The organism is Halobacillus salinarum, from assembly GCF_022919095.1.
In the GTDB taxonomy this organism is placed as follows: Bacteria; Bacillota; Bacilli; order Bacillales; family Halobacillaceae; genus Halobacillus_B; species Halobacillus_B salinarum.
Genome location: NZ_CP095073.1, coordinates 4106772 through 4121093 on the forward strand (window position 1 = coordinate 4106772; position 14322 = coordinate 4121093).

Genomic DNA, 14322 nt, shown 5'->3' on the forward strand with positions numbered 1-14322 from the left:
CTATCATGATAAAGGGGGGATCCTATGGCACAAAAATATTGGGTACCTGCCATAGAACGAGTCAATGGAATTCTTAATTTAATTGCTACTCAGCCATCCAAGCTGCGGTTAATCGACATATCGAAAGAATTAGAGATTAATAAAAGTACCATGTATTCTTTATTAAATACGCTGGAGACATTGGGGTGGATTGTGAAGGAAAAAGGAGACACCTACTCATTAGGACCATCCTTGGGCGGGCTTAGTGCGGCTTATTTCCGTCAATTTAATATCTTACAATCGTTTTACTTAGAATCAGAAAAGTCGATTGATCGAATAAGTGAAAATATCCAATTAGGGATTTTAGACGGTGGAAATGTTGTTTATTTAGCTAAAAAAGAAGGCAGCTCCCCACTTCGTCTCGCTACTTATCCAGGTATGAAATTTCCTGCCTATGCCTCAGCCATAGGTAAAGCCCAGCTCTCGAAATATGACCTGGAGGAATTAAAAACTCTATATCCTTATGAGTTAGAAGCAAAAACTCCTTACACCTTAGATAATTTAGACAGCCTCTGGGAGGAAATGAAGACGATAAAAGAAAAAGGTTATGCAAGTGAAAGTCAAGAAGGGGCCATGGGCTTCTATTGTATTGCTGCACCAGTATATAATCATGCAAACGAAATTATTGCCGGAGTAAGCTTTACGATGCTTGAAAATAGTTGGAAAGAAAAACAGATAGCTGCCAGGGATGAAATCATAGATTTAGCCCAAAGGTTATCGGAGCATGCCGGCCACATTCACTAATCGAAGTAATAAAGAAACTCGACACAATTTAACTGCCTTATTTGTAAATAAGGATTAAGGGTGGGGTGAATTTCACCAGAGATTCCATTGAAAGATAAACTCTCTTAACGACGCACCCCCTTCCCACCTTTTGTCTAAGGGTAAGACCGTTTTGACTACCGGACTTTCTCCAGTAACAACTCACCCATGTTCAGCTATCCATTTATTTATTCCAGGGAAGACTCATCCTGAAAAGGAGGCAATGGGTCATGCATTTCATTCCAGTTTTTTATCATCTCTTCGTTAGTTAACAGGCATTGATCCAATCCCTTAATGATTTGCTCTTCATCCATATTCATCCCGATAAATACCAGCTCTGTCAATCGATCTCCGTATTCTTCATCCCAGCGCGCAGCTATTTCTGGTTCCTCTTTTAATACTTCCATTTGCTGCTCTTCAGGGTAAGCGGCAATCCACTTTCCCGCTCCTTGAATCGAAAGGGACGATCCCGCCTGTGACAGCAACCCGGAAATATCATTTCTCGAGGCAAGCCAAAAAAACCCTTTAGCTCGTACAATTCCATCCGGCCACTTTTCCAGCCAGTTCATCCAGCGTTCTGGGTGGAAAGGCCTTTTCCTGCGATAAATAAAGGAGCCAATTCCGTATTCTTCGCTTTCTGGAACATGTTCCTCATTCAACTCCTTTATCCAGCCCGCGCCTTGACTTGCCTTTTCAAAATCAAACAACCCTGTATGTAATACAGTGTTCAGCGGAACCTTGCTGTAACTAGTTTCGATCACCTGTGCATCAGGATTCAATTGTTTTAATATTGCTTTTAATTCCTCTCGATTCACTTCACTCACTAGATCTGCTTTATTCAAAAGGATTACATTGGCAAATTCGATTTGGTCGATTAACAGGTCGATAACTTCTCTTACGTCACTTTCGTCTGCTCCTTGATTACGATCCAGCAAGCTTTCTCCTGATCGGTAGTCATCCCAAAAACGATTTGCATCTACAACCGTTACCATCGTATCCAATTGGCAGTGTTGACCTAGATGAATTCCAAGCTCTTCATCCTCATAAACAAAGCTTTGCGCCACAGGAATCGGTTCTGATATTCCAGTCGATTCAATAACAATATAATCGATATCAAGTTGGGAGAGCTTCTCCACTTCTTTAATTAAATCTTCTCTGAGAGTACAGCAGATACAGCCATTTTGTAATTCCACCAATTTTTCTTCCGTTCGGCTGAATCCGCCTTGCTTCACCATACTGGCATCAATATTCACTTCACTCATGTCATTCACGATGACGGCGATTTTACGATCCTCTTTATTGTGCAGCAAATGATTTAATAATGTCGTTTTTCCTGACCCTAAATAACCACTCAACACAGTAACTGGTACTTTACCTGACAATTTCTACTCCCCCTATGCTGTTTGCGCAATCCTATCTGCTGCTTTTCTAGCCCCGAAATATTTCTTGATACAGGTCCTACCTCTAATTCAGCAAGAGCTCCAGCAACAAAGAGCCCATCTTTCCATTCCAATGAAGAATTCACAATAGGGAAACCACAAGGAGCACAAGGAAGGTTCAATTGGTCAATGATTGGCTTCAGCCAACCTTTTCCGGGTACGTCTGCTTCGGCTCCCGTAGCAAGCAGCAAATAGTCTCCGATAATGGTTTCTCTATTGGACGTCACAAGTTTAACAGAATCCTTCATCGGTGCAGCATGATCGATTTCCGTTGTATGAATATGAAGTTTACCTGTTCTCATTTGCCGCTTTAATTTCACGTGAAGCTCCCTTGTGATTGAACCCGTGTGTCTTGCTTGTTTAATAAGCGTTCGTCGTTTTTCATAACAGTCCACTTGGTGATAGTTCTTTAAATATTTCGGACCGAGCCAGCCAGGATCGCTGTCAAAATCTTTAATCCTAAAAGGATGCCGCTTGACTAAGGCAACGGATTGAATAGAGTTTACATTTGTCAGCGTGAAGGCGAGATGAGCAGCTGTCATCCCCCTCCCACAACAACTACCTCTCCTTCATGGGGAAGGGATTCTCCCATTTCAAATACATGGCTTAACAGCTCTGTACTTTCGAATTTACTGGCCCAGTCAGGGTAGCGCGGCTTTTGATTCACTCCCATAGCCAGCACAACTCGCTCCCCTTGTACGCTTTGACCATCAGAGGTGGTGACCTGCCACAAATCATCAGCCCTTGAAATCCCGTTTACAGTTCCCTGTCTCCAACACTCGCTTACCCCCACACTTTCCATTGTGTCTAAGCTGTGCTGATTGAACATGTCCAAACGTGGACGTTCGTATCTCCCTTAAAGGGTTGCGCGTAGTCGTTCGCACGGGAATATTTACCCAAGCTGTACGGATCGGCATTCAGGTGATGAACAGAAGGAGACCTTAAATAAGGCATCCCAATTTTATTTGTTAATGTTCGCCACATGTGCATGGGATCCGGGTAAGGGTCGATGATTAAAAGGTCTTCTTTGTTCACTTTCTCTTCAAGCAGGCGGGTGGCTACACAGCACCCTTGAATTCCTCCACCTATGATGATCCATTGATACATAACTGTACCCCTTTCTGTTACCAGCTTGCTTTTTTAACGCCAGGAATTTGACCCTTGTGAGCATATTCTCTAAAGGCAATGCGTGACATTTTAAATTTCCTCATATACGCACGAGGTCTGCCCGTTACTTCACATCTGCCTGTTAACCGTGTCGGGGAAGAATCACGCGGCAGCTTTCTCAGTGCTTCATAATCTCCTTTTGCTTTCAGCTCTCTACGAAGTTCCGCATATTTTTTCACCATCTCTTGTCTTTTCTTTTCTTTTGCAATTTTTGATTTCTTTGCCATTTTATTCAACACTCCTTAAATGTAATAATTACGATTTATTTCTAAAAAAATGATTCTCTTCATCTTTATACACTTCACTTGCAGTTGTACTCATTTGCCCAGCATATTTACCCTTATAAGGTTGTGTGGGCTCATCAACCTCCGCAATCACTAATTGACAAATTCTCCGTCCCTCTATCAATTCGATGGGAGCCCGGTTAGAATTGTAAAGTTCCAGAGTGAGCCGCCCTTCGAAACCAGGATCGACCCATCCAGCATTTTGAATGAATAATCCCATTCTTCCCACGGAGCTTCTGCCTTCCAAAAAAGCTGTAAGATGATTCGGTAATTTCACCCACTCCTTCGATGTCGCAAGCATAAAGGAATGCGGTGGAATAATGATCGGTTCTCCTGAACCAACAAAAATGTCGCGGTAGGAAGCTTTTTCCTTCATTGAAAGCTTACCAGTGGTGTGTTCATCCACTGCCATAAAATGTCTGCCTAATTCGAGATCAACAGAGGCTGGCTGAATGTGAGCATAGTCTAAAGGCTCGACGACCAGCTGTCCTTCCTCTATATGTTTGATAATGGTCTGCCTTGATAAAATCATGTCCACACCTTCTTCTTTTAGTAGGCTGGTCCCACTTCCCAAACAAATGGATCTTCCAATTCAGACCAGTCACTATCCATTTCTTCAGGCGTTAATAAACATTGATCCAGCTCTTTTGTGATTGTCTCCTGGTCAAGCTCTACTCCTATAAAGACCAGCTTGATCATTCGGTCGCCATACTCTACATCCCAATCATTGAGTATATCCGGGTTTTGCATAATCGTACGATCTTTTTGTTCTTTAGGGAGTGATGCCACCCAGTACGAAACCGGCTCTACAGAAACCGATGGTCCAGCCTGAGAGAGCAAAAGCGCCAATTTGTTTCTTGTCGCACACCAGGCTATCCCTTTGGCACGTACAATTGCTGTCGGCATCCGACTGATCCATTCGTAAAAACGCTTGGAATGAAAAGGGAGCCGACGTTTATATACAAAAGACTGAATTCCATACTCTTCCGTTTCCGGCGTATGATGCTCCGGACCTGCCATTAATTCCTGAAGCCATCCAGCTGATTGGCTTGCCTTTTCAAAATTAAACCGATGGGTGTCCAAAATTTTTGATAGTTCAATCTCACTGTAGGTGGTAGGAATGATTTCAGCTTCCGGCTGCAGCGTTCTAACGACTTTCGTCAATGAATCGAGCTGATCTTTCGTTACCATGTCACATTTATTTAATAAAAGCACATCGCAGAATTCTATTTGGTCAATAAGCAGATCGGCAAGGTTTCGCTCGTCCTCTTCTCCGACTGCTTGTTTTCTATCCAGAAGACGATCCCCGGACTCATAATCATGCCAAAACCGGTAAGCATCCAGAACCGTAACCATCGTGTCTAGACGACAATATTTCGTAAGGTCGATGCCTAGTTCTTCGTCGATATATGAAAAGGTTTGAGCAACAGGGACAGGTTCGCTGATTCCTGTAGATTCAATCACGATGTAATCAATGTTTCCGTTCTTAGCAATCTTTTCGACTTCAATCAGTAAGTCTTCCCTCAAAGTACAGCAGATGCAGCCGTTGGACATTTCGACTAAATTTTCTTCGATCCTTGAGAAGTGACCCCCTTGTTCTACTAAATCAGCGTCAATATTAATTTCACTCATGTCATTCACAATGACGGCAATCTTTAGTCCTTCCCGGTTATTTAAAATATGGTTGAGAAGTGTTGTCTTGCCTGCTCCTAAATATCCACTCAACACGGTTACAGGTATTTTCTTTTCCATTCTGTTCCTCCTAAAAGTTATTTAAATAAAGCAGAAAAAAAGACAGCTAAGATGAGCGTGCTGACAACCGATGTTGTCATTTGTTTAACCAATACGCTGCCGGCTTGTTTCAGCCCCATTTCCTTGTATATAGAAAAGAGGGTGACCAAGCATGAAGATAAGGTAGAAGCCAAGTACACAATTAAAAAGATCTGCCATATTTCCAATGTTTGAAGAAGAGCTCCTTGCCCTTCATTCAGGACCATCATGCCGTCTTTTCTAAAAAAAGAAAACACGACACCTGGTGCAGCTTCCTCAGGTAACGAAAACAGTGTTAACAAAGGAGATAAGAGAGCAGCCATTCCTTTCATTACTCCCATGTATTGAAACAGGGAAGCAATGAAACAAATAATAATAAAAATGGGCATGGCTTGACCTAAGAACTGCTTCAAAATACCCATTAATCGAAACTTTATCCCTCTCCACGTAATAGACTGCAAATATGGAAGGGATGGCACAGGAGTCAGAGGAGCGGAACCTTTTTCCCAAATCCTTGTATGGACAGCCCCCACAATAAACAAAACAAATATATAAGGGATAAACAAAACTGGATGGCCAGCTGAACCAAATAACGATAACGAAGCTCCAATTTGATAACTACAGGCAGACCCAAAGGAGATTAATGAAATACAAGCTCCTCTTGTGCAGCTGCTGCAGCTTCTGCTTTGCATGACAGCTACGACATTGCAGCCAAAGCCAGTAAGAACGGGAACCAAATCCCTCCCTGTCAGACCAATTTTCTTTAACCATGGATTCAGCGCGTGAGTCATATGTTCCTGAACCCCTGTCTCCTCTGTTACGGCCACACTTAAACCGATTAGAAAAACGACAGGAAAAGCCCATAAAAAGGAGTACCACCCGAGCGTTAAAGCACCATATTTGCCAATCAATAATACTTGGAAAAATTCCGGGAAATTCATAAAAGCTTCTTTTAAAGGATTTAATAAAAGCCTTTCTGAGATAGGTTGAAAATAGCTGGACAGTAAATAAGCGATAAATACAGGTCCCGCGAACATACATAAAACCATGATTAAAGCCAGGAAAGGGCCAATCACTTGTTTACTTAACAAGGATTCCAGCCAGCTGGAACGCTTCTCCTCTCGTTGAGCAGGCAGAAATGATAACAAATTATTGTTCAGCTCCCAGTTGGAAGAGCATTGGATAGCCTGCCAGATTTCATTCTGCTCATTCGTACTCAATGAACGGCTGTTACACCAAACGATAGGAACATTTAATAAGTCCCTTATAAAAAGCTGATCTTCCTCACTAGGCTGAAACTTATCCCGGTGAGTAGCTACAACTACGACTTTTTTTCCTTTGAGTTGCAATTGCTCTTCTAATAGAAGCAGCTCCTCTTTTAGACTGGATGCTTTGACCACAAGAATAATTTCATCTAACTGTTTAATTTGGTTTAAAGCCATTTGAGTCGTAATGCTGTCATCTTTAAAGCGGATTCCTGGTGTATCCACGACTTTGATTCTGGAATCTCTTTTCATGCTTCCCTTAGAAATCACTACAGTAGACCCTTTGACATTGGTTTCTACACCAGTCTGATCACCTGTTAAGTGTCTGAACAAGGCTGACTTCCCTACAGATTCAAGCCCGGCCAATGCGATTGTTCCTCCTGGTTCAATACTCTTATCTGTCAGCATTCGCATCGCTCTCCACAGTCCGTAAGATCGTCTAAATAAAAGCTTTCTTTTTTATATAAATCCAGAATATCCAGATCCAAATTCAATTGAGAGCCGATCGCTTCAGCAACTACTGGAAAACGTTGGCGGAATTTATATATAAAACAAAACACATGACTGTCGTGACGCAGCTCAGGTCCACATAGAAATAAGCCTTCACATTGAGTCGATTCATCCTGATTATTCACTAAAGGTTCCCCGTGACTGCCACTGTCAAATAAATGAGAAATGATCGAAGTACTTCCTTTGAACCCTGTTGCCAGTATTGGTGGCGTAGAGGTGGTAAATTCTTCCCCTTCACTTGTTTGCACAAAGTAGATGTCATTTTTTCTACTAACTGACTGGACGGTGTGATGTTCAAATATTTTAATTCTTCTATCAGGAAGTGATTCGCGGATACGATTGAACGTATAAGGTGACAAAATTGTACTAGGGTCACTACTGTCAAGCTTCCAAGTAGAGGTTCTTGCCAACAGCCGGGATTTTTTATGGTATTGATTCAACTGATATACAGCATCAAGACCGCTTTCGTAGCCCCCTATAATGATATAGTCATCATCTTCCATTTCTCCCCAGGATTGAATTTGACTATTATGGATACATAGTTCTGCTCCCGGAAACACATCCCAATCCGGATATTGATATTCACCGGCTGCCCAAATGATAAACGTGCTGGTGATTGTCCCTTTGGAAGTCGTCAACTCGAATAACCCGGATTCCAATTTGGTCACTTCTTTTACTTCCAAGTCAGTCGTTACAGGCAGTTCATAATGGTTTACGAGTAATTCCAGGTATTCTGCATAGTCTTCTCCTGTCGGGTGCTCCTGATTTAGTGTGTAACCTGGAGAAGTCTTCGGAGCTACCGCATTCAGGTCTGTCTGGCCAAATCCCTGTGATGGAAAAGAAGGAGTGATAAACCGCATTTCTTTCGGCCATCTTCGAAATGATTCGCCAATCTTTCCTCTGTCGATAAGACGGAAGCTTTCACACCCCATCTGTTTCAGCAGAATTCCTACGCCAATTCCGGAAGCACCTGCTCCTACAACGAGTACATCGTAATGTTTTTTCATGGAACCCCCCTTTTAAAAGTAATCATTACGATTTAAAAAATACAAAAATTTTTTCATTCAGCCACACATTTTCTGAATTGTTCTGTAAGCCTGTCTTTATCTAAATTCTTTCCGATAAAGACAAGTTCACTTTGACGAGAACTCTTTCCCCAATCACTCCCTGCTTCCCCTGCAAAAAGCATATGAACACCTTGGAAAACATAACGCTTTTCTTCCCCCTCTATATTCAATACCCCTTTGTAGCGGTATAACCGTTCCCCCTCTATTTGGACAAGAAAGGAAAACCATAGATTAAGCTTTTTTAGACTGAGCGGCTTGTCTTCCCGGATAGACAAGGAAGATACTTCATCCTCATGATGATGGTGGTCTTCGTTTAAGAAGTCAGGATTAATACTGATCTTTTCCTGTAAATCAAAAGAATAAGTATCCAACACTTTATCCAGAGAAATCTGGCTGTTTCTGCATAAATACAGGGAAGCTGTAGGATTGATTCGTTCTAATCTTTTGGTCAGATGTTCAAGCTGATCATGATCCACCAAATCGATTTTATTGACCAGCACTGTATCAGCGAAAGCAATTTGACTCAAAGCTTCGCCTTGATGATCTAAATGCCTGGAAATATGTTGAGCATCTACCAGAGTACAGACGCTGTCAATAACGTAGTCCTCAATCATATCCTTATCCATTAAAAATGTTTGTACGACTGGAGCAGGATCAGCAAGTCCCGTCGTTTCAATGATAACCCGGTCATACTCCACCATGCTTTCTTTCTTGGAAAAAGAAAGCATGGACAATGTATCAATAAGGTCTTTACGAACATTACAGCAGATACAGCCACTATTAATTTCGATGATTTCTTCATTGGTCTGCTCAATGAGCTGATCGTCAATTCCTATATCCCCGAACTCGTTTACAATAACAGCAGCTTTTTCTTCTGTGTTTTTAAGGATGTGGTTAAGAAAAGTAGTCTTTCCTGACCCGAGGTATCCTGTCACGATTGTAACCGGTATTCTGGATTCAATTTCATTCATGTCCTTGCTCCTTTAGCCATTTATCAAAGGCCTGCCAAGGCATAAGCGCACAATTGTGCCTGGCGCGTAACTTGTGTACTCCTTGAAGGGACTCCGCGTCGCCTAAATCGACTTCATCCTCTAATTCACCATTTCTAATTAAACGTTCAAAAGCTTGTCTTTTATAGCGGCACTCCTCGACGGTGTGGTTTTTCAAAAGCTCCGTCATCATTGAGCAGGAAGCCATGCTAATGCTGCACCCTTCGCCTTCGAATGATAACTCTTCTATTCCACTGTCTCCTTCACGCAAATATAAAACCATGACATCTCCGCATGTAGGATTCTTATAAGGAATTTCATGAATAACTCCTTCTTCGTTCAGTGTCCCAAAATTCCGTTTATATTTTGCATGATCCATTACAATCTTTCGATATAAATCATCCAGCATGATCCGCCCTCCTAATTCGCAATTATTACTTACATAAAAGTAATATACTCATCTGAGGTGGTTATTTCTACAAAAACACAAATTGTAATCATTACGCTTTATTTTAAACAATCTATTTACTCTTGTAAACCATCTTCTTCAGCTGCATAAAATTGGCCACCGGGATCCGGCGTACAGTCATTGTATTCGTGAGTGTCTCTTTTCCAACGTGTTCCCTGAGGTGTATCTTCCAAAATAATGTTTTGTTCTTTTAGTTCATCACGTATTTGATCAGCCCGTTTAAAGTTCCGGTTCTTACGGGCTTGCTTACGCTCTTCAATTAAGGCGTTAATTTTTTCATTCACCCGCTCTTCCCGAAGACCCAGATCCAGGCCGAGTACTCCGGTCAGTTCTTCAAACGTGCTCTCAAAAGCATCCAATACATCTTTGTGTGTTTGTCGTTCTTGAAGATAGAGATTTGCTGATTTAGTTAATCCAAACAATACAGTGATTGCGCTCGCCGTATTAAAATCATCATCCATCTCTTTAATAAACTGCGATTTAAAAGCCTGCACTTTTTCCAGCCAAGGTTGTTGATCATCTTTTAGGCTCATACATGTCGTTTTACGATGTTTAATGTTCTTATAGGAATTTTTAATACGTTCAAAACTACTCTTGGCTTCTATTAACAATTCATCACTAAAATTGATCGGATGACGGTATTGAACGAGCAGCATAAAAAAACGGATGACTTGCGGATCGTGTTTCTTCATTAGTTCACGGGTCAAAATAACATTGCCGAGTGATTTAGACATTTTTTCCTCATCAATATTGATATAACCATTGTGCATCCAATAACGAGCCAAAGACTTTCCATTATGCGCCTCGGATTGGGCTATTTCGTTTTCATGATGAGGAAAGATTAAGTCCTGTCCGCCAGCATGAATATCAATTGTATCTCCTAAGCATTTCTTGACCATCGCCGAGCATTCGATATGCCATCCCGGACGCCCCTTTCCCCAAGGGCTGTTCCAAGAGACTTCTCCCTCTTTCGCTCGTTTCCAAAGGGCAAAATCTAAGGGATCTCCCTTTTTTTCTCCTAATTCAACCCTTGCTCCCGACTTTAGTTCGTTAAGAGATTGGTGTGAGAGTTTACCATAATGATCAAACGAACGAATACGGAAATAAACATCGCCGGAAACCTCATAAGCAAATCCCTTGTCCATTAAACCTTGAATAAAACGAATAATTCCTTCCATGTTTTCCGTGACGCGTGGATGATCGACAGCTTCTTTTACACCGAGTGCTCCGACGTCTTCTTTATAAGCTGTAATAAAATGGTTCGCGACGTCTGTGACTTCCTCGTTCAGCTGCTTTGCTGCATGAATCAATTTGTCATCAACATCAGTAAAGTTTAAGACATAATGAACCGTATACCCTGAATATTCAAAATAGCGACGCACCGTATCAAATACGATCGCCGGACGAGCGTTACCTATATGAATATAATTGTAAACAGTCGGACCACACACATACATCTTCACCTTATCTTTTTCTAACGGTTGAAATAGCTCTTTTTGACGTGTCAATGTGTTGTAAATCTTGATAGCTATGTTAGTTCCCTCCTTAATATTCTGGCTCATTCCTTTACTGTGGAAGTGGTACAAAAAATACTTTTTGATTTTCTTTTAATTCCGACTTAGCCCCAACTAAATCGGTGCAGTCGATCCACTCAACAGCTTCCATCATCGGAATAAGCTGGCGAGCAACTTCTTCCTCAATTTCTTTCATCATTTGTAGTAATTCAAATAAAGTCAGTCCAAAATGTTCTGCTGCAAGCTCATGAGGATTGTCATGTTGGAGACGGTTCATAAACTCTGTTTTCGTAGCAGCTTCTTCAGCTATTTCATCTTCAATCTTTACTACATAGGTATAGATGTCTTTCTGTTTTTTAGGCAGCGTACTTACAATCCGGCGAGTTAGTAAATTAAGTAAATAATCACTCATGGTTTCACTTACACCTCTACTATATTCAAAATACTAAATCGTAATCATTACGTTTTATTCCTTTAGATCTTAATTTATCACTTAATCGGCTTAAGAACAAGAATAAAGTACCTATAACCAGCGCTTCCCTATTCTCCTTATTACGTTCTATCCAGCTCATAGCGATTAAAAACTGTTGCATGTCTCCTGAAATGAGGATAGAATGTAATACATTAATCATAAATCGTAATCATTACTATTTACCCTGAAATTAGGAGGTTTATTTAATGGCGACATGGGATTTAAGCAATACAAATCATCACTTAATGATTTGTAATGGCAGCAGCTGTAACAAGGCTGGTGCTGAGGAATTAACGCTCGCTCTTCGGGAAGAAATATCTGCTAAAGGGCTTGACGAAAAAATACACACGACCCGCACACGTTGTAACGGGCGATGCCACGATAAATGTGTAGTCATCGACTATCCAAAAGGAACTTGGTATAAAGATCTGCATCCAACTGACGTACCTTTATTAATAGAACTTTTGCTTAACAATGAGGACTTGACTAGCAAAATCAGTCATTCCTTTAATGGAGAGTATTTTCAAAGGGAGAACAATGTGTATAGTGGTGTACCAAAAACATTAGAAACTGTAAAAAGAGTATCTAAATAAATTGTATTTTCTCATTTTGAACAGGAGGTTTAACTATGAAAACATATCCTTTACGTATAGGGGAATTAAATGCTTTGGTGGTTTCTGACGGAGGAATGCCGGTGACTAAAGAGTTTTTTTTCGCTAATACTCCTGACCATATCACTCACCAATTTCCTGCCGAGTTTGACGCCCCTTTGAATTTTATTTGTATCTCAATAGATCACAAAAACATTCTAATAGATACAGGGTTTGGAAGTGAATGCAAGGACGCAGGTTTGCTAATTCAAGCTTTAAATAAGCACGGAATTAGCAGATACGATATTGATGAAGTCATTCTAACCCACGGACACTTAGACCATATAGGCGGGGCCGTCATAAAGGATAAGCCAGCCTTTCCCAATGCCACTTATTATCTACATGTCGAAGAATGGGAAATGTGGGCAGCGGATAAATCTTCTAAAGAACACAGCATTCTGTCTATGTTAGAAGATTCCATCACCCTTATTCACAAAGACATGGAATTATACCCAGGAATCAGACTATTTCATACTCCTGGACACACTTATGGGCACCTCTCTGTAATGGTATATTCGGAGAATCAAAGGCTGTTCATCGTATCAGACCTTTTAAATGACCCGGCAGCACTCAGGCATCTCTCTTCTCATATTGGGTTGGAAAAATCACCTGAAAAAGGACGACAGACTAGAAAAGCCGTCTTAGATTTCGCAGAAGAGCAGGGTATTCTGCTATTTGTTTGTCATTATCCATTTCCCGGATTGGGTTACATTGAAAAAAAAGATGGGGTCCATCAATGGACCCCATTGCTTACGTAAAGCTGCAAAGCAAATTCTATGGATCAGCGAAAGGAGTTTCAATAAATGTGGAAAAGATTCGCTTTATTATCTTTATTCATTTTATTATTTCTAAGTGCTTGTAATAGTAAGGAAGAGAAGGTTTCCACTGACAATAAAGACAAAGATTCAGGAAATACGATAACTGCAGTTGACTCTGCCGGTAAAGAATTTACAGTAGATGCTCCTATCGAAAAAGCTGTCGTATTAAATCGCAATATAGCAGAGGCATTAACCATTTTGGGGGCTGACAACCATGTGGTCGCAACAGGCGACACAACTCTAGAAAACAATCCTTACTTACATTACGATGATCTTCCTGATTTAGGAGAAACGTCAGAAGTCAATATTGAAAAGATCATTAGTATGGATCCAGATGTGGTATTCACCTATACAAACCGCCCAGACAATACTCTTGAAGCTCAATTAGAGCCTGCAGGAATTTCAGTTATCCGCTTGGACTATTACCTCCCAGGAAAAATGAATGATGAATTAAGGCTGCTTGGAAAGCTCTTTAATAAGGAAGATAGAGCCGCTAAATTTATTGAGTGGAAAACGGGGTTAGAGACATTACTAAAAGATCGCGTCTCTGAAATTCCTGATAAGGAGAAAAAATCTGTAATGGCTCTGTCAGTCGGTTTTTTAAATTCTCAAGGAGGATATCGTATTTTTCCGAGCCAGACGACAGCCGGAAATCCAGGTGTCGGAGAAGGCTATGCAACGATCCTTGCTGGCGGGAAAGATGCTGCCGACGTAAAGTGGAACAGCCAAGAATCATCAACAACAGTTTTAGTGGATGAGGAATACGTTCTAAAGAAAGATCCAGATGTACTTACATTACACGGGACTTGGCTTGGTGGATATGAAACTTCAAATAATCAGGAGTTTGAAGATGTGTATAACAATATTATAGACAACACCTCAGTTAGTCAGTTAACTGCCTCTAAAACCAAAAACATTTTCATTTACCATACAGATATAATAGGATCCAACAAAAGATTTATCGGAGCCCTGCAATTAGCTAAAGACTTATACCCCAAAAAATTCCAGGATATTAAACCGTTTGATTATCTAGAAGAATATTTCGAGAAGTGGCTGGGCGTTGAATACAAGGGAACCTGGCATTATTCCCCTAAGGAAGACTAAGCG

General features: G+C 41.0%; 17 protein-coding genes. 4 read left to right on the plus strand and 13 right to left on the minus strand.

Translation table 11 applies throughout. The features are described 5' to 3' along the window. Positions 1–24 precede the first annotated feature (24 nt). On the plus strand, positions 25–783 hold the full coding sequence (locus tag MUN89_RS20980; RefSeq protein WP_244710129.1) for an IclR family transcriptional regulator: 759 nt from the start codon (positions 25–27) through the stop codon (positions 781–783). 206 nt (positions 784–989) lie between these two features. Here the strand turns inward: MUN89_RS20980 and MUN89_RS20985 are convergent, their stop codons facing one another. The 13 genes from MUN89_RS20985 to MUN89_RS21045 form a co-directional block, all read right to left on the minus strand. Further along, positions 990–2183: a GTP-binding protein gene (locus MUN89_RS20985; RefSeq protein WP_244710130.1), complete on the minus strand. Its 1194-nt coding sequence runs from the start codon at positions 2181–2183 to the stop codon at positions 990–992. Further along, positions 2153–2782, minus strand: a complete 630-nt coding sequence (locus tag MUN89_RS20990; protein ID WP_244710131.1) for an NAD(P)/FAD-dependent oxidoreductase — start codon at positions 2780–2782, stop codon at positions 2153–2155. The genes MUN89_RS20985 and MUN89_RS20990 overlap by 31 nt, the downstream gene beginning before the upstream one ends. After that, on the minus strand, positions 2779–3069 hold the full coding sequence (locus MUN89_RS20995) for an NAD(P)-binding domain-containing protein (protein ID WP_244710132.1): 291 nt from the start codon (positions 3067–3069) through the stop codon (positions 2779–2781). Before MUN89_RS20995 ends, MUN89_RS20990 begins: the two co-directional genes overlap by 4 nt. Then, positions 3048–3347, minus strand: coding sequence for an FAD/NAD(P)-binding protein (locus MUN89_RS21000; RefSeq protein WP_244710133.1), 300 nt, complete (start codon positions 3345–3347; stop codon positions 3048–3050). Before MUN89_RS21000 ends, MUN89_RS20995 begins: the two co-directional genes overlap by 22 nt. 17 nt (positions 3348–3364) lie before the next feature. Further along, entirely contained in the window at positions 3365–3634 is a 270-nt protein-coding gene (gene rpsN / locus MUN89_RS21005) for a 30S ribosomal protein S14 (protein WP_244710135.1), read from the minus strand. Between the two features lie 28 nt (positions 3635–3662). Continuing rightward, on the minus strand, positions 3663–4223 hold the full coding sequence (gene dcd, locus MUN89_RS21010) for a dCTP deaminase (RefSeq protein ID WP_244713988.1): 561 nt from the start codon (positions 4221–4223) through the stop codon (positions 3663–3665). A gap of 17 nt (positions 4224–4240) precedes the next feature. After that, complete coding sequence (locus MUN89_RS21015) at positions 4241–5443, minus strand: GTP-binding protein (protein WP_244710137.1); 1203 nt, start codon at positions 5441–5443, stop codon at positions 4241–4243. 17 nt (positions 5444–5460) lie between these two features. Continuing rightward, a complete protein-coding gene (locus tag MUN89_RS21020) occupies positions 5461–7134 on the minus strand; it encodes a nucleoside recognition domain-containing protein (protein WP_244710138.1) in 1674 nt (557 codons plus the stop codon). Beyond that, a complete protein-coding gene (locus MUN89_RS21025) occupies positions 7128–8243 on the minus strand; it encodes an NAD(P)/FAD-dependent oxidoreductase (protein WP_244710140.1) in 1116 nt (371 codons plus the stop codon). The genes MUN89_RS21020 and MUN89_RS21025 overlap by 7 nt, the downstream gene beginning before the upstream one ends. A 53-nt stretch (positions 8244–8296) precedes the next feature. Continuing rightward, positions 8297–9274 (minus strand): CobW family GTP-binding protein, encoded by a 978-nt coding sequence (locus MUN89_RS21030; RefSeq protein WP_244710142.1) that lies wholly within the window; start codon positions 9272–9274, stop codon positions 8297–8299. Further along, positions 9267–9701: a Fe-S cluster assembly sulfur transfer protein SufU gene (gene sufU, locus MUN89_RS21035; RefSeq protein ID WP_244710143.1), complete on the minus strand. Its 435-nt coding sequence runs from the start codon at positions 9699–9701 to the stop codon at positions 9267–9269. The genes MUN89_RS21030 and sufU overlap by 8 nt, the downstream gene beginning before the upstream one ends. A 116-nt stretch (positions 9702–9817) precedes the next feature. Next, complete coding sequence (gene cysS, locus MUN89_RS21040) at positions 9818–11293, minus strand: cysteine--tRNA ligase (RefSeq protein ID WP_244713990.1); 1476 nt, start codon at positions 11291–11293, stop codon at positions 9818–9820. Positions 11294–11327: 34 nt separating this feature from the next. Next, entirely contained in the window at positions 11328–11687 is a 360-nt protein-coding gene (locus tag MUN89_RS21045; protein WP_244710145.1) for a hypothetical protein, read from the minus strand. 266 nt (positions 11688–11953) lie between these two features. Between MUN89_RS21045 and MUN89_RS21050 the strand changes: the two genes are divergently transcribed. The 3 genes from MUN89_RS21050 to MUN89_RS21060 are packed head-to-tail and all read left to right on the plus strand — an operon-like array spanning position 11954 to position 14319. After that, on the plus strand, positions 11954–12340 hold the full coding sequence (locus MUN89_RS21050; RefSeq protein WP_244710147.1) for a (2Fe-2S) ferredoxin domain-containing protein: 387 nt from the start codon (positions 11954–11956) through the stop codon (positions 12338–12340). Positions 12341–12375: 35 nt separating this feature from the next. After that, positions 12376–13155, plus strand: a complete 780-nt coding sequence (locus MUN89_RS21055; protein ID WP_244710149.1) for an MBL fold metallo-hydrolase — start codon at positions 12376–12378, stop codon at positions 13153–13155. A gap of 45 nt (positions 13156–13200) precedes the next feature. After that, the gene (locus tag MUN89_RS21060; protein ID WP_244710151.1) at positions 13201–14319 is read left to right on the plus strand and encodes an ABC transporter substrate-binding protein; all 1119 of its coding nucleotides are present in this window, start codon (positions 13201–13203) and stop codon (positions 14317–14319) included. The last annotated feature ends 3 nt before the right edge of the window (positions 14320–14322 follow it).